The 15748-nt window shown below is 50.0% G+C and carries 18 protein-coding genes; all 18 read left to right on the top strand.

Annotated elements, in window-relative coordinates:
* The first annotated feature begins 16 nt into the window (after window positions 1–16).
* Window positions 17–1066 (top strand): 3-isopropylmalate dehydrogenase, encoded by a 1050-nt coding sequence (locus tag GF409_03770; GenBank protein MBD3426334.1) that lies wholly within the window; start codon window positions 17–19, stop codon window positions 1064–1066.
* Window positions 1067–1074: 8 nt separating this feature from the next.
* Entirely contained in the window at window positions 1075–2121 is a 1047-nt protein-coding gene (locus tag GF409_03765; protein MBD3426333.1) for a 3-isopropylmalate dehydrogenase, read from the top strand.
* Window positions 2122–2141: 20 nt separating this feature from the next.
* Complete coding sequence (locus GF409_03760) at window positions 2142–3191, top strand: aspartate-semialdehyde dehydrogenase (protein MBD3426332.1); 1050 nt, start codon at window positions 2142–2144, stop codon at window positions 3189–3191.
* Window positions 3192–3220: 29 nt separating this feature from the next.
* A complete protein-coding gene (gene truA, locus GF409_03755; GenBank protein MBD3426331.1) occupies window positions 3221–3958 on the top strand; it encodes a tRNA pseudouridine(38-40) synthase TruA in 738 nt (245 codons plus the stop codon).
* Window positions 3959–4074: 116 nt separating this feature from the next.
* A complete protein-coding gene (locus GF409_03750) occupies window positions 4075–4230 on the top strand; it encodes a hypothetical protein (protein ID MBD3426330.1) in 156 nt (51 codons plus the stop codon).
* A gap of 26 nt (window positions 4231–4256) precedes the next feature.
* Window positions 4257–4427: a hypothetical protein gene (locus GF409_03745; protein MBD3426329.1), complete on the top strand. Its 171-nt coding sequence runs from the start codon at window positions 4257–4259 to the stop codon at window positions 4425–4427.
* Complete coding sequence (locus GF409_03740) at window positions 4427–4597, top strand: hypothetical protein (GenBank protein ID MBD3426328.1); 171 nt, start codon at window positions 4427–4429, stop codon at window positions 4595–4597. Before GF409_03745 ends, GF409_03740 begins: the two co-directional genes overlap by 1 nt.
* A 223-nt stretch (window positions 4598–4820) precedes the next feature.
* Entirely contained in the window at window positions 4821–5249 is a 429-nt protein-coding gene (gene rplM / locus GF409_03735) for a 50S ribosomal protein L13 (GenBank protein ID MBD3426327.1), read from the top strand.
* Between the two features lie 16 nt (window positions 5250–5265).
* Window positions 5266–5661, top strand: coding sequence for a 30S ribosomal protein S9 (gene rpsI / locus GF409_03730; GenBank protein ID MBD3426326.1), 396 nt, complete (start codon window positions 5266–5268; stop codon window positions 5659–5661).
* A 205-nt stretch (window positions 5662–5866) separates the two neighbouring features.
* Window positions 5867–6880, top strand: coding sequence for an N-acetyl-gamma-glutamyl-phosphate reductase (locus tag GF409_03725; GenBank protein MBD3426325.1), 1014 nt, complete (start codon window positions 5867–5869; stop codon window positions 6878–6880).
* Between the two features lie 10 nt (window positions 6881–6890).
* Window positions 6891–8081, top strand: coding sequence for a bifunctional glutamate N-acetyltransferase/amino-acid acetyltransferase ArgJ (argJ, locus tag GF409_03720; GenBank protein MBD3426324.1), 1191 nt, complete (start codon window positions 6891–6893; stop codon window positions 8079–8081).
* Between the two features lie 21 nt (window positions 8082–8102).
* Entirely contained in the window at window positions 8103–8957 is an 855-nt protein-coding gene (gene argB, locus GF409_03715) for an acetylglutamate kinase (protein ID MBD3426323.1), read from the top strand.
* A 9-nt stretch (window positions 8958–8966) separates the two neighbouring features.
* A complete protein-coding gene (locus GF409_03710) occupies window positions 8967–10148 on the top strand; it encodes an acetylornithine/succinylornithine family transaminase (GenBank protein MBD3426322.1) in 1182 nt (393 codons plus the stop codon).
* Window positions 10148–11062 carry an ornithine carbamoyltransferase gene (argF, locus tag GF409_03705; GenBank protein MBD3426321.1) on the top strand — a complete coding sequence of 305 codons (915 nt, stop codon included), beginning with the start codon at window positions 10148–10150 and terminating at the stop codon, window positions 11060–11062. Before GF409_03710 ends, argF begins: the two co-directional genes overlap by 1 nt.
* A 39-nt stretch (window positions 11063–11101) precedes the next feature.
* Window positions 11102–12277, top strand: a complete 1176-nt coding sequence (locus GF409_03700) for an argininosuccinate synthase (GenBank protein MBD3426320.1) — start codon at window positions 11102–11104, stop codon at window positions 12275–12277.
* Window positions 12278–12291: 14 nt separating this feature from the next.
* Window positions 12292–13668: an argininosuccinate lyase gene (argH, locus tag GF409_03695; protein MBD3426319.1), complete on the top strand. Its 1377-nt coding sequence runs from the start codon at window positions 12292–12294 to the stop codon at window positions 13666–13668.
* A gap of 17 nt (window positions 13669–13685) precedes the next feature.
* Window positions 13686–14936 carry a diaminopimelate decarboxylase gene (lysA, locus tag GF409_03690; GenBank protein MBD3426318.1) on the top strand — a complete coding sequence of 417 codons (1251 nt, stop codon included), beginning with the start codon at window positions 13686–13688 and terminating at the stop codon, window positions 14934–14936.
* A complete protein-coding gene (locus GF409_03685; protein MBD3426317.1) occupies window positions 14936–15748 on the top strand; it encodes a diaminopimelate epimerase in 813 nt (270 codons plus the stop codon). The genes lysA and GF409_03685 overlap by 1 nt, the downstream gene beginning before the upstream one ends.

Raw genomic sequence — 15748 nt, 5'->3', positions numbered from 1 at the left:
TTCAGAAGGAGGAGAGATGTACAAGATAGCTGTACTGCCAGGTGATGGCACCGGCCCGGAGGTCGTACGTGAGGGACTCAAGGTTCTGGATGCCGTGGCCGAGAAACAAGGCATAAAATTCGAAAAGATAATGTACGATCTCGGTGGGGAGCGCTATAAAAAGGCAAAGGAGGTCCTTCCCGATAGCGTACTGGAAGAACTTAAGACCGTGGATGCCATATACCTGGGAGCGATAGGCCATCCGGAGGTTAAACCCGGTATCCTGGAAAAGGGCCTTTTGCTGAAACTCAGGTTCAGTCTGGAACAGTATATAAATCTGAGGCCCGTAAAGCTCTATCCCGGGGTGTGGACCCCTCTCAAGGACAAGGGCCCGGAGGATATTGATTTTGTCGTGGTACGTGAGAATAACGAAGGTCTTTACGTGGGCGAGGGCGAGTTCATCAATAAAGATACCAAGGACGAAGAGGCCATACAGGTCTCGCGCAATAGCCGTAAAGGCGTCGACAGGTGCCTGAAATACGCTTTTGAATATACCAGGAAGCGTAATAAGGATAAAACGCTCACCCTGGTGGGCAAGACCAACGTGCTGACGTACGCTTTCGACCTCTGGGAGAGGGCATTTAACGAGATGGGCAGAGAGTATCCTGACGTCAAGACCGATTACGCCCATGTGGACGCAACCTGTATGTGGATGGTCAAGAATCCCGAATGGTTCGATGTCATCGTCACCGATAATATGTTCGGTGATATAATTACCGACCTGGGGGCCATGATCCAGGGTGGCATGGGGATAGCCGCCGGAGGTAATATAAACCCCGAAGGCGTTTCGATGTTCGAGCCCATTGGCGGGTCTGCGCCTAAATACACCGGCAAGGACGTTATAAATCCCCTGGCAGCGATATGTGCCGTTTCCATGATGCTTGATGTTCTTGGGGAGGAGGAGGCTGCAGATCTTATCGAAAAGGCCGTTATGGATGTTACGGCGAACAAGCTCAAAAGCCTTTCTGCCGGAAAGATGGGATATTCCACTTCGGAGGTTGGCGACCTCGTGGTCAAAGCGTTGTAAGGAGCAGTATGCACAGAATAGCTGTAATTGCCGGTGACGGTACCGGACCCGAGGTCATCCGTGAAGGCCGCAAGGTGCTTGACAAGGTCTGCGAAAAATTAGGTATCGGAATGGAATTCACCGATTTCGATTTCGGTGGCGAAAGATATCTTAAGACCGGGGAGCTTCTTTCGGATGAAGATGTGGAACTCCTGAAGGGGTTTGACGCTATATACCTGGGGGCCATAGGTCACCCGGATGTCAAGCCCGGCGTACTTGAAAGAGGGATACTGCTTAACCTGCGGTTCGCTCTTGACGAGTATATCAACCTCAGGCCGGTCAAGTTATATCCTGAAGTATATACCCCCATAAAGGGCAAGGGACCGGAAGACATAGATTTCGTAGTGGTCAGGGAGAATACCGAGGGGCTATATACCGGAACGGGCGGTATACTGAAAAAGGACATGCCCGAAGAAGTCGCCATACAGACCTCGATAAACACGCGTAAGGGCGTGGAGAGGTGCCTGAGATTCGCTTTTGAATATGCCCGTAAGCGGGATAAAGGCAGAAAGGTCACTTTTTGCGGTAAGACGAACGTTCTGACCTACGCTTTTGATCTCTGGGAAAGAGCATTTAATTCAATGGCCGGGGAATATCCGGATGTAAAGACAGATTATGTTCATGTGGACGCCATGGCGCTCTACATGATCGAGTGCCCGGAAAGGTATGACGTTATTGTCACCGATAACATGTTCGGTGATATAATAACCGACCTTGCCGCGGTAATACAGGGAGGGCTTGGCATAGCCTCCGGGGGCAACATAAACCCCGAAGGCATCTCCATGTTCGAGCCGATAGGCGGAACAGCACCGGACTTCACCGGGAAGAACCAGATCAATCCTCTTGCCGCCATAGGCGCGGCGGGAATGATGCTGGAGATGCTGGGCGAAGAAGAAGCGGCTGTTGCCGTTGAGAAGGCTATAGCGCGCGTTACGCCAAGGATGAAGAGCATGCGTGCCGCTGAGATGGGTTTTTCGACCAGCCAGATAGGAGATATGGCAGCTGAATCAATATGATCGCACAAAGGCAGGTGTTTATGCTTAATAAGAAAGATAGATATAATGTTGCCGTTATGGGCGCCACCGGAGCCGTGGGCGGGCAGTTCCTTTCGATACTCGAACAGAGGGATTTTCCCATCGATGAATTACGTCTTTTGGCAAGCGAAAGGTCCAAAGGCAAAAAGCTGAAATTCAAAACCCGAGAGATCCCCGTACAGGTCCTCAGCGAGGATTCCTTCAAGGGGATCGATATAGTACTGGCCTCCGCGGGGGCTTCCAGGAGCAAACAGTACCTGAAATACGCTGTTGAAGCGGGTGCTGTGTGTATTGACAATTCAAGCGCTTTCAGGATGGATGAGGAGGTTCCTCTTGTGGTGCCTGAGGTCAACCCCCATGCCGCCAGGAATCATAAAGGGATAATCGCCAATCCCAACTGCTCCACCATACAGATGGTGCTGCCCTTATGTGCTATCAACAGGCTTTCACCGATAAAAAGGGTAGTTGCGAGCACTTATCAGTCCGTTTCGGGCGCGGGACAGAAGAACATCCTTGAGATGGAGAAACAGGTAATGAGACTGAGCGAAAAGGAATCACATTACGGGATCGGACAGCATACTGTCTCGCCGGATATGGTCAAGAACTTCTCTCACCAGATAGCTTATAACATCATACCCCACATAGATGTCTTCCTGGATAACTCATATACCAAGGAAGAGATGAAAATGGTCCATGAAACCAGGAAGATCATGGAAGTGCCCAATCTGCCTCTTACGGCGACCTGCGTAAGGGTTCCGGTATATTTCGCCCACTCTGAAAGCGTGAATGTCCAGACAGAGAAGAAGATCACCAGGCAAGAGGCGATAGAGTGCATAAAAGGATTTCCGGGTATAAGTGTTGTAGATGATCCTCAGAACGAAAAATACCCCATGCCGATAGATGTTGAAGGCAAGGATGATGTCTTTGTCGGAAGGATCAGAGAAGATGAATCGATCGATAACGGTCTAAATATGTGGATCGTGGCCGACAATCTTCGCAAAGGCGCCGCGCTGAACACTATCCAGATAGCCGAACTGCTCATCCGCGGGTAGGACCGTATATTTGTTTCGGCCCAATTTTTATGCGTAACATAAAACTCACTATCGCATACGATGGTACCGCCTATAAAGGATGGCAGGTCCAGAAGAACGGCAGGACCGTCCAGGGGGAACTTCAGAAGGCCGTTAAGAAGGTCTTCGGCGCGGGCCATTGCGTCCACGGCGCCGGCAGGACCGATGCCGGAGTCCACGCCATAGCCCAGGTGGCCAATTTCAAAACATCCGGCAAAATACACGTTGAGAACATCAAAGCCGCGCTTAACGCGCTGCTGCCAGTAGACATCGCGGTAAAAGATGCCGAAGAAGTGCCGGCGGGTTTCCATTCCAGGTTCACTCCCAGCAGAAAATATTACAGGTATGATATACTTAACCAGCAGGACCGCGATCCCTTTTGCGAGAAGTATTCCTGGAGAGTTCCTTATAAGCTGAATACCTCTCTTATGAAGAGGGAGGCTTCCTGTCTGCAGGGCAGGCATGATTTCAAGTCCTTTCAGGCGAGCGATAAAAGACAGAGGTCCTCTGTCCGCAGGATCTTCAATATCAGAGTCACTTCCAGGAAGCCTCACCTCAGCGTGGATATCGAAGGGGAAGGTTTTCTCTATAACATGGTTCGCAACATTGTAGGCACCCTTGTTGATATAGGCAGGGGATACCTCCCGCCAGGAAGCATGAAAAAGATACTAAAGGCAAAAAAAAGGAGTGAAGCCGGACCCACGGCTCCCGCGAAAGGTCTGTTCCTGGTCAAGATCGTCTACGACTGACCCAGATCTGTAAATCCCATTAGAAACATCCAAATAATAATAAAAATCATTTGACAAGTATATATACTTGTTATATACTTGTTATAGAAAGATGAAATTGAACGAAAGGAGGTAGAGTGAAGAGGTACAGAACTGTCATAGAGGTTGTATGCGAGGCTTACGATGAAGATGAAGCGTACAACACAGCGGGTGAATACTTAAGGGGTAATTGTATGGACGATGGGATAATGCTAGAGTGCAGGACTTTTGAATTATCCGGCAATCATGAATGATTAATATTTTACTTTCAGCAGACACTATGAATAACAAGTTAAAATTCAAGTTCAGCGCTACAGTATCAGACCGGGGGCAGATCTTTATCCCGAAGGTTCTACAGAATTATTTCGGTATCAAGAACCGGGATAAAGTGACGTTCGTCGTCCAGGAGGATGGAAGTGTTGTTTTCAGAAAGAAGGAAGGAGTGAAGTGATGATGAAGAAACTTCATACCCACAAAGTGACGCTTAATGAAAAGCGCAGGCAGAACAAGAAAGCCAACGACGTCCGTAGTAAAAACAGTAAAAGGGCTGTCGAACAGGTTTTCAACGCCTATTACCGCGATCAGGTCAGGGCGCTTTACAGGGTGGTTTCCGAAGGATAATGGGCTTTAAGCTCATGGATACCGCAGGATTGCGCGTTTTGACGGGATAGGACCGATCCGGTTTCTGTTCAGGGAATTCCACGCAGCGGCGTAATATCCCTTGACAAAATACACCCAATATGTTAATTTCTATAACTCTGAAATTTACCGCGTCTTATTGTGCTTGATACAGTAGGATGCGGTAAATTAATGTATTTCACCAACTTAAGGAAGATATATAATGATGAAGACCAAAATGATCAAAGACCAGGATACCGTGCACGATTGGTATATCGTAGACCTGGAGGATAAAATACTGGGAAGGGCTTCCAGCGGAATAGCAATGCTGCTTATGGGAAAGAACCGTCCTGATTTCACTCCGCACGTGGATAACGGCGCGGGAGTGATCGCAATAAATTGCGATAAGGTAAAAGTTACCGGTAAAAAACCCGACCAGAAGCTATACAAGAGATTCTCAGGTTATCCCGGTGGGCAGAAAACGATTTCATACAAGGAGATGCAGGATAAAGATCCCAAACATATCATCAGGCACTCGGTAAAGGGCATGTTGCCCAAGAACAAGTTAGGCGCACGTATGTTGAAAAGGCTGAAATTGTACGTGGGGACCGAACACCCCCATGCTGCGCAGCAGCCTAAAGAGATCAAGTTATAACTAAAGAGGTAAATAGATGGAAACGTTAGCTGAATATGTGGCTGTAGGACGGCGTAAGGAATCGGTGGCGCGGGTTAGACTGCGTCCCGGCAACGGAAAGATCAAGATAAACAAGAGGGATTTCAAGGATTATTTTCCGAGGGAAACGCACAGGCTTGTTGTCATGCAACCGATGGAGAAAACAAGTACCCAGGACAAATTCGATATCATAGCTACTCTTGACGGCGGGGGAATAAGCGGTCAGGCGGGAGCTCTAAGACACGGTATATCAAGAGCTCTGGTCAAAAGTGATGAAAATCTCAGGCTCACGCTGAAAAAGGAAGGGTTCCTTACACGCGATCCCAGGGCCAAGGAAAGGAAAAAATACGGCCAGAAGAGAGCCCGTAAGCATTTCCAGTTCTCAAAACGTTAAAACCGGAACTAACAGGTTTTTTGAAGCGGGTCACTTGGAAAAGTGGCCCGCTTTTTTATTTCTTCATGAAACATCGACCGAAAGTGTTTATGGTTGACAGGAAAGCACATTTATTCTATACTTGGATTTTTATACTTGTTTAATATTATTTATAAGCTTAATTATATAGAATATTTACATTTTTTTCGTGCAGTAAGGAGGCACAATGGTAAAGGCAGCAGTAGTGGGTTCGACCGGGTATTCGGGGCAGGAGCTTGTGGATGTTCTTCTGAAGCATCCCGAAGCCGAAATAACCTGCCTTACGGCCCGGTTCGACAAAAAAACGGAATATGGGGATGTATACCCGCGCTTCAAAGGGAGGACGGACCTTTATTGTGATATGCTTGAGGTGGATGAGGTTTCTTCCAAAAGCGATATAATATTCCTTGCGTTACCGCACAGGGTGAGCATGGATTACGCCCCGAAGTTCCTGGAAAAGGGCAGGAAGGTGATAGATCTAAGCGCCGATTACAGGTTGCCCGCTGAGGTTTACCAGAAATGGTACCAAAAGGAACATGCGGATAAAGACAATATCGCAAAAGCGGTATACGGCCTGCCTGAGATAAACCGAAAGCAGATCAAGGACGCCCGACTTGTAGCAAATCCCGGATGCTACCCTACAGGCATAATCCTGGCTCTGCTGCCGGTCATCAAAGATGTACTGAAGAAAGGTTCACGGGTGGTCATAGATTCCAAGAGCGGTACTACAGGAGCGGGCCGCAAGGCGGACCTGGCCCTCTCCTTCAGCGAGGTGGACGAGAATTTCAAATGCTATAAAGCCAACGAACATCAGCATATGCCGGAAATCGAGAACACTCTTTCCGGATATGCCGGAGGACAGGTTGAAGTGAGTTTCGTCCCGCACCTGCTTCCCGTAAAAAGGGGGATACTTTCGACCATATATATTGAACACGAAGGGCTTCCACCTGAAAAGGATATTCGTAAGATGTACAGTGAATATTTCCAGGATGAGCCTTTTGTGCGCATAAAAGCTCCCGGGGAAATGCCTGAATTAAGCGATGTCGCCCATACAAATTATTGTGATATCGGCATAAAAGTGGTAAAAGGGATGCTGATAATCGTCTCGGCCATAGATAACCTCCTTAAGGGGGCAAGCGGCCAGGCGGTGCAGAACATGAACATAATGTCCGGTCTTGACGAGAAGGCGGGATTAATCTAAAGAGGGGAAAATGGCGGAACATAAATTGCCGAAAGGGTTTCTGGCTAACGGGATCAACTGCGGAGTCAAGAGGAAGAGAAAGGACCTGGCGCTCATTTATTCGGAACAGATGTGCAGGGTAGCCGCGGTCTTTACGAACAATGTTGTCAAGGCCGCCCCGGTCGTGCTTGCCAGGCAGCGGCTTAAGAAGAACCCTCAGGTAAGGGCGATCGTCATTAACAGCGGTAATGCAAATTGCATGACCGGTCGTCAGGGCATCAGGGATGCACGTGAAATATGCAGCCGTATGGCCGGGCTTATAGGAGCAGAAGATAAACAGGTCCTTTCATCCAGCACGGGAATAATCGGCCAGACCATGGATATGGACCCGATAATAAAGGGAATGCCTGTTTTGATCGAAGGGCTCTCCAGGAAGGGGCTTTTCGCCGCGGCGGAAGGCATAATGACCACGGATATCACAAGCAAGGTCTCCTCCAGTAAATTCTCCTCAGGCGGCAAGACGGTAAGGATAACCGGAATCGCCAAGGGGGCGGGTATGATCGACCCGAGTATGGCGACCATGCTCTGCTACATAATGACCGATGCGAATATATCGCGCCAGGCGCTCAAAAAAGCTCTTCTGCACAGTAATGAGACCTCCTTCAACGCTATAACAGTTGACGGGGATATGAGCACGAATGATACCGTGATGGTCCTTTCCAACGCGGAAGCCGGCAACCCGCTTATCGGCACACGAGGGAAGGATTACAGGCTTTTCCGGGAACACCTCGAGAAGGTGTGCAGGGATCTTGCCCAGATGGTGGTTCGCGACGGTGAAGGTGCCAGTAAGTTCATCGAGGTCAATGTCGCCGGCGCAAAGAGCAAAAAGGACGCCAAGAAGGTCGCTGATGCTATTGCCGGGTCACTGCTCGTTAAATGTGCTGTTCTTGGAGGCGATCCCAACTGGGGGAGGATAGCCTCATCCGCCGGATCGTGCGGGGTTAAGTTCGATCCCGATAGGATCGAGATCGCTCTTGACGGGGTCACCTTTTTCAAAAACGGCAAAGCGGTCGTTCAAGTTAACCGCCGCTCAAGCTCGGTTTTCAAGGGCAAGAATGTGCGCATCGACGTTAATCTGCATGCGGGCAGGGGGGAAGCCACGGTCTACAGCTGTGATATATCAAAGAAATACATAACACTTAATTCGTTTTATACGACATAAAAAGACAAGAGGCGTTGGGTCATGGAAGAAGCCATTAAAAAAAGCGAAGTTCTTATAGAAGCACTTCCTTATATCAAGAAGTTCTTCAATAAGGTGGTCGTGATCAAGTTCGGGGGCAGCTCATTGCATGATGCGCCCACAAGGAACATGGTCCTTCAGGATATGGTCTTCATGCGTTATGCCGGCATGAAACCCGTACTCGTCCATGGCGGGGGGCCTAATATAACCAAGGGCCTTAAAGAGGCCAATATCGAGACCCGGTTCGTTGACGGACTGCGCGTTACCTGTGAGAGATCGATGGGCGTAGTCGATTCGGTTCTGATGGAAGTCAACGCAGAACTGGTTAACGAGATAAACGAACTGGGCGGGGAGGCTTTCGGTCTCAGCGGCAAAGAGAATAACATGATACAGGCCGTTAAAAGGGAAGGGCCTGACCTGGGGTTCGTCGGAAGCGTGAAGTCTATAGATACGACCATACTTAACCGGCTTATCGATACCAACATCATTCCTGTGATATGCCCGGTAGGCAAAGGCAAGGACGGAAAGCTTTACAACATCAACGCGGATGAGGCGGCCAGTAACCTTGCTATCGCGCTGGACGCGGAAAAATTCGTCGTTCTTACCAATGTCCGCGGCGTTATGAAGCAGGAGAACGATCCCGGGACACTCTTTCATTCGCTGACGCTTGAGACGGCGGAACACCTTATAGAGACCAAGGTCATAAAGGCCGGGATGGTGCCCAAGGCCAGGGCGTGCCTGCATGCTCTGAAGGGGGACGTACGCAAATCACATATAGTCAACGCCAAGCTATCGCATGCGCTTCTATTGGAGATATTCACCGATAAGGGTATTGGTACCGAGATTGTACACGGATAAGGGGGATAGATGGACCTTAAAGAGGTGAAAAAGTTATATGAGCAATATGTCCTTTCGACGTACTCGCGGCAGGACCTTTGCCTGGTAGAGGGCGAGGGAGCGCGCGTGCGGGATATAGACGGCAAGGAATACCTTGATTTCTTTCCGGGGTGGGCCGTCAGCGGTATTGGCCACAGGCACCCCATTGTCGTAAGGAGGATGCAGGATCAGCTCGGCAGGATACTGCATGTTTCGAACAATTACTATAACGAGCTTCAGCCCGTCCTGGCAAAGAAGATAATCGACCATTCTTTCCCGGGCAGAGTGTTTTTCGCCAATTCAGGGGCGGAAGCCAACGAGGGAGCGATAAAACTCGCACGCAGGTACGGTAATCCCGAAAGGCACGAAATAATAACCATGGAAAGGTCTTTCCACGGAAGGACCCTGGCTACCCTGACCGCGACCGGACAGGACAAGGTCAAAAAAGGTTTTTCGCCCCTTCCCGCAGGCTTCAGGCACGTTCCCTTCAACGATATCGATGCCTTCCGCAATTCGGTAACGGAAAAGACCGCGGCCGTCATGCTTGAACCGGTCCAGGGCGAGGGCGGCATCAATGTTGCGGGTGAGGAGTACATGCGCGAACTTGCCGCTTTCTGTAAAGAGAAGGATATTCTCATCATTCTTGATGAGGTGCAGACCTGCATGGGGCGTACGGGAGAGATGTTCGCATACAGGCATTTCGGGATAGAGCCGGACGCGATGACCCTTGCAAAGTCGCTGGGAGGGGGGCTTCCCATAGGAGCTCTGGTCGTCTCCGAGCGGCTTAAGGATGTTCTTCCCGCGGGGACTCACGCTTCGACCTTCGGAGGCAGCCCTATAGTATGCGCCGCGGCACTGGGTGTTTTCGAGGCCATCGAGCAGGAGGACCTTCTTGATAACACCGTTAAGATGGGGCAATATTTGGTGGATAAGCTCAACGGCATGAAAGAAGCCAACAAGGTGATAAAAGAGGTCAGGGGTTTGGGGCTGATGGTCGGGGTCCGGCTAGACATTGATGACGCATCCGTTGTTTCCGAGAAGTGTGCTGCAAACGGCCTTTTAATAAATTGCACCCAGAAGAACGTTCTGCGTATAATGCCCCCGATAACAGTGACCAGGGATGAGGTCGATCTGGCGATGGAAAAACTTTCACAAGCATTGAAAGGGATATGATGAAAAAAGATCTGTTAACAGTGGATGATCTGAGCACCAGGGAGATCCTGGACCTTATGAAAGTTGCGCGCAAGCTGAAAAAAGCGCCTCTTTCGAGAAAGAACGCCTTAAAGGACAAAACCATGGCGCTTCTTTTTCAGAAGCCTTCCAACCGTACGCGTATATCTTTCGAGGTGGCTGCTGTTCATCTGGGCGGGTACGTGCTGTACCTGAGCCCGCGCGAGATCGAAATGGGCAGGAGAGAACCTGTCAAGGACGTGGGGCGTGTCGTCTCCAGGTATGTTGACGGTATCGTAGCGCGCGTTTTCTCCCACCAGGATATAGTGGCGCTCAAGGAATACTCGGATGTGCCCGTTATAAACGGGCTTAGTGATTTCGCGCATCCCTGCCAGGCTTTGAGCGATCTTTTTACCATAATGGAGAAGAAGAGGAACCTTAAAAGGACCACCCTTGCGTACATCGGCGACGGGAATAACGTGCTGAATTCACTGCTTATGACAAGCGCGAAAACGGGGCTCAACATGAACGTGGCGACGCCTGAAGGGTACGGGCCTCCTTCGGATTATTTCGAGGAAGTTTCGGAAATAGCAAAAAAGAGCGGCTCGAAACTCCAGGCATTCTCCGATCCCAAAGAAGCTGTTAAAGGCTGCGATATCGTCTATACGGATGTGTGGGTGAGCATGGGAAGCGAGCAGGAAGCCGAGAAGCGCCTCAAGGATTTTCAGGGGTTCCAGGTCAATGAACAGCTGATGCGTTCTGCAAAAGAAGACGCTTTTGTTATGCACTGTCTTCCCGCACACAGGGGGCAGGAGATATCGGATGTTATCGACGGTAAGAACTCGATAGTATACGACCAGGCGGAGAACAGGATGCATGTTCAGAAAGCGATCCTTTTACGCCTTATGGGTAAATGAAACCGGGGTTGGGTTTAAGTTCCAGAAGAAGGAGTAGTCATGGCTAAGAAGAAGATAGTACTTGCGTATTCAGGGGGACTGGATACTTCGGTGATAATAAAATGGCTGATGGAACGCGGGTACGAGGTCGTCTGCTACATGGGTGACGTGGGGCAGGGTTCTGACGCGGAAAAAGGAAGGAAGAGAGCTCTTAAAATAGGCGCTTCAAAATGCATAGTCGGCGATCTTAAAAAAGAATTCGTCACAGATTATGTTTTCAAGTCACTTAAGGCCGGCGCGCTTTACCAGGGCAAGTATAATCTGGCCACAGCTTTATCCAGGCCTCTTATAGCCGATAAGATGCTGGATGTGGCTAAGAAGGAAAAGGCGAACGCGGTGGCGCACGGCTGTACCGGCAAAGGCAATGACCAGGTCAGGTTCGAAGTTACCTTCAGTCTCAGGTCACCGAAACTGAAAGTGATCGCTCCGGTCAGGGAATGGGAACTTACCACCCGGGAGTCCGAGGTGGATTACGCGAAAAAACACAAGATACCCATCGAGCAGACGAAAAAGAAGCTTTACAGTATAGACGTGAACCTCTGGGGTATCAGCGTGGAAAGCGGTAAACTTGAAGATCCGTGGTTCGAACCGCCCCGGGATACTTTCATAAGCGTATCCAGGCCGGAGGACGCGCCCGGAAAGGCCGAATATGTAACCGTCACCTACAAGAAAGGCGTGCCCGTTGCCGTTAACGGCAAGAAATACGGGCCGGTCGAGATTATACAGAAGCTCAACAGTCTCGGGGGCAAACATGGCGTGGGACGTGTGGATATGATCGAGGACCGTCTGGTGGGTATCAAAAGCCGTGAGATCTATGAAGCTCCGGCTTCGACGATACTTTACGCGGGTCATACCGCTCTGGAGGAGCTTGTGCTGGACCGCGAGACGAGAAGGTATAAGAGTGCAATGGCCCGGAAGTATTCGGAGCTGGTTTATTACGGGTTATGGTTCACCCCTCTGAGGGAGGCCATGGACGCGTTCGTTGACAGCACGCAGCAGCGCGTATCGGGTCAGGTCAAAATGAAGCTTTATAAGGGGAGTGTCACGATCGCCGGACGAAAGAGCGCGCATTCGCGTTATAAAATGGAACTGGCCACCTACGGTGAAGGTGATATATTCGACCAGTCCCTGGCAAAAGGGTTCATCGACCTGTGGGCCATGCCGTATAAATCGTAAAATAAGGAGTTATCATGGGTAAACTGTGGGGAGGAAGGTTCGAAAGCGACCAGATGGACAATCAGGTCCTGGAATTCAGTTCCAGTCTTGATGTTGACCGTGCTCTTGCGAAGTATGACTGCCTGAGCACCAGGGTCCATGTCGAGATGTTGGCACGGAAGAACTATATTTCCGCGGAGGAGAAGAAAGACCTCTTGCAGATACTTGATGAACTTTCACGTGAGATAGATGAAGGTGTCTGGTCCTGCGAAGGGCATGAGGACATACATTCGGCCATACAGGACTATGTTGAAAAAAGGTCCCCGGAAGCGGCAAAAAAGATGCACACGGGACGTTCGCGTAACGAACAGGTCGTCAACGATGTGAGGCTTTACTGCAAAGAGAGTATCGACAGCGTCTGTTCCTTTATCATGGACCTTCAGGAGGAACTGGTGGCTCTTGCCGTGAGGACATTGGATGTAATAATACCCGGTTATACCCACCTTAACAGGGCCCAACCGGTGCTTTTTTCGCATTTAATGATGGCTTATGTGGAGATGCTGCAGCGTGACATCGAAAGGCTTGAAGACGCGGGCAAAAGATGTGATATATCAGTGATGGGATCGGGTGCCCTTGCCGGATCGGCGCTCGAGCTGGACCGAAAGTTCGTTGCCGAGAAGCTGGGATTCTCCGAGGTGTCCGCCAATAGTATCGATTCTGTCAGTGACAGGGACTTCATCGCCGAAATGATCTGCTGCCTGTCATTCGTGGCTGTTCATCTTTCACGCATGAGCGAGGACCTTATACTCTACAGCACGCCTGAATTCGGTTTTCTTGAAATGGGCGCAGAGTACTGTACGGGCAGTTCATTGATGCCCCAGAAAAAGAACCCGGACGTTCTGGAACTTGTAAGAGGCAGAGCAGCTTCGGTTATCAGCAACCTTAACTGCATATTCGTTCTGCTCAAGGGATTGCCCCATTCTTATAACAGGGACCTGCAGGAGGATAAAAGCCCTCTTTTCGATTCGGTGGAAGTGGTCTCTTCTGAACTTGGTATCATGTCGGAGCTGGTAAGCACCATTCAGCTTAACAGGGAAGCGGCCGCAAAAGCTCTGGAATCGGAATACATATACGCTACCGATCTTGCCGAATATCTTGTGCGCAAAGGTGTACCCTTCAGTGAAGCTCATCAGATAATAGGCGGCATCGTCAAGCACTGCGGCCAGAAGGATATTAATATATCTGACCTGTCGATATCGGAACTCAGGGGTTTCTCAGAGAAACTTGAAGAAGATGTCTACGGCCTGTTGAACCCGGAAACATCCGTGAAGAACAAGAAGACCCCGGGAAGCACCAATCCGGAATTCGTTCAGAAACAGATAACAAAATGGAAAAAGCGGCTTGAGCCGTAGAGCGAAAGGAAATCGCCATGCACGAATTTAATTACAGAGATGGAGTGCTTTACTGTGAGGATATATCCATTACGGATATCGTAAAGGATTATCCTACGCCGTTCTATCTTTACAGCTACGGAACGATCATGGACCATTACAACAAGATCAGGGACGCATTCGCTGAAGTGGACCCTCTTATCTGTTTTTCCATGAAATCCAATTCCAATCTCAATATCTGCAGGGCTCTTGTCGCGGCCGATGCCGGGCTGGACATTGTATCCGGCGGAGAGCTGTTCAAGGCCCTTAAGGTGGGGTGTCCTCCTGAGAAGATAGTATACGCCAGTGTCGGCAAGACCGAGGAGGAGATAGAGCAGGCTCTCAAAAAGGGCATACTCTTTTTCAACGTTGAATCCGTGCCGGAACTTATCATGATAGACACGGTAGCCAAGCGCCTTAACAAAAAGGCAAAGGTGGCGCTCCGTCTCAATCCCGACGTTAAACCCGCGACGCATGATTATATTACCACCGGCACAAAGGAGAAGAAGTTCGGCATATCCTTCAAGGAAGCCGAAGAAATATTCGATAACGCCAACAAGTACTCTAACGCTCAGCTTAAGGGCGTACATGTGCATATAGGTTCCCAGATAACCCAGGTGGATCCATTCGTTAAGGCTCTTAAGAAGGTGCTCGAGTTCATCGATAAAAGCAGTGTTGAGGTGGAATATCTTAACCTGGGAGGGGGATACGGCATAATCTACGGGCAGGAGAAGGCTACCACCGCGAAAGAGTTCGCTGATGCCATCATACCTCTGGTTAAGGGGAAGCCCCTCAAGCTCATACTCGAGCCCGGAAGGTTCATATCAGGTAACAGCGGTATCCTGGTGATGAAGGTGCTCTATGTCAAGACAGGCAGTACCGGCAAGAAGTTCGCGATAGTCGACGCGGGGATGAACGATCTTTTGCGCCCCAGTCTTTATGAGGCGTATCACGAGATAAAACCTCTTGTAGAACGTGAGTCGGAACACTTCAAATATGATGTCGTGGGACCAATATGTGAAAGCGGCGATTATCTTGCCCTTGACAGGGAGCTGCCCGAACTCATAGCCGGAGAGTATCTGGCGGTGATGGGAGCGGGTGCTTACGGGTTTACCATGGCTTCGAACTATAATTCGAGGCCCCGCCCTGCGGAGCTTATGGTCATTAACGGTGCGGTCAAGGTCGTGCGCGCGGCTGAGAACTATAAAGACCTTATAAGAGGGGAAAAGTTGCTTAAGGAGCTTAAATAATGAAATACAATGTTGTTTTCACCAAAGCCGTAGCAAGCGGGAATGATTTTATCATTATAGACAACAAGAACGGGGAGCTTGATGCCAGGGATCTGGATTATTCACAGGTGGCCAGGGACCTCTGCCGCAGGAAACTTTCCGTGGGAGCTGACGGTCTGCTGGTTCTGGAGGATTCCGATAAGGCGGACATGAGGATGAGGATAATCAATCCCGACGGATCCGAGGTGGAGATGTGCGGTAATGGTCTTCGCTGCAGCGCTCTGTATGCGTCCCGCTGCGGCTGGGGGAACGAACTGGAGGTTGAAACCGTCGCGGGCATCCTGAAGGCTTCTGTCTCCGGGGACACAGTAAGGCTAAAAATGGGCGACCCCAAAGACATAAAACTCGACATCAAACTGGGCATAGGCTCGAGCATGATGATAGCTCATTACGTCAATACCGGGGTTCCGCACGTGGTCCATCTCGTGGACGATATCGACGGTTACCCGGTCAGGGAAACTGGAAGGAAAGTCCGCGAACACACCCTGTTCGAGCCCGAAGGGACGAACGTGAATTTCATAGGCGATATAGAGAATGACAGCGCGTCTATCAGGACTTACGAAAGGGGCGTGGAAGACGAAACGCTGGCCTGCGGTACCGGTACCGTCGCCTCGGCCGTGATCCTGGGGCTTCTGGGTTACGTCAAAAGTCCGGTCAGGATGTACACAAGGGGCGGGGATCTGTTGACGGTTTTGTACCAGATGTCACAGGATAGGGTCAAGGACGTTTATCTTGAAGGCGCGGCAAGCATGGTTTGTGAAGGCAAGATATAA

The organism is Candidatus Omnitrophota bacterium (genome assembly GCA_014728045.1).
Classification (GTDB): Bacteria; Omnitrophota; Gorgyraeia; order Tantalellales; family Tantalellaceae; genus WJMH01.
The sequence above is the reverse complement of the archived record's forward strand: the minus strand, read 5'-3'. Positions and strand labels throughout refer to the sequence as shown.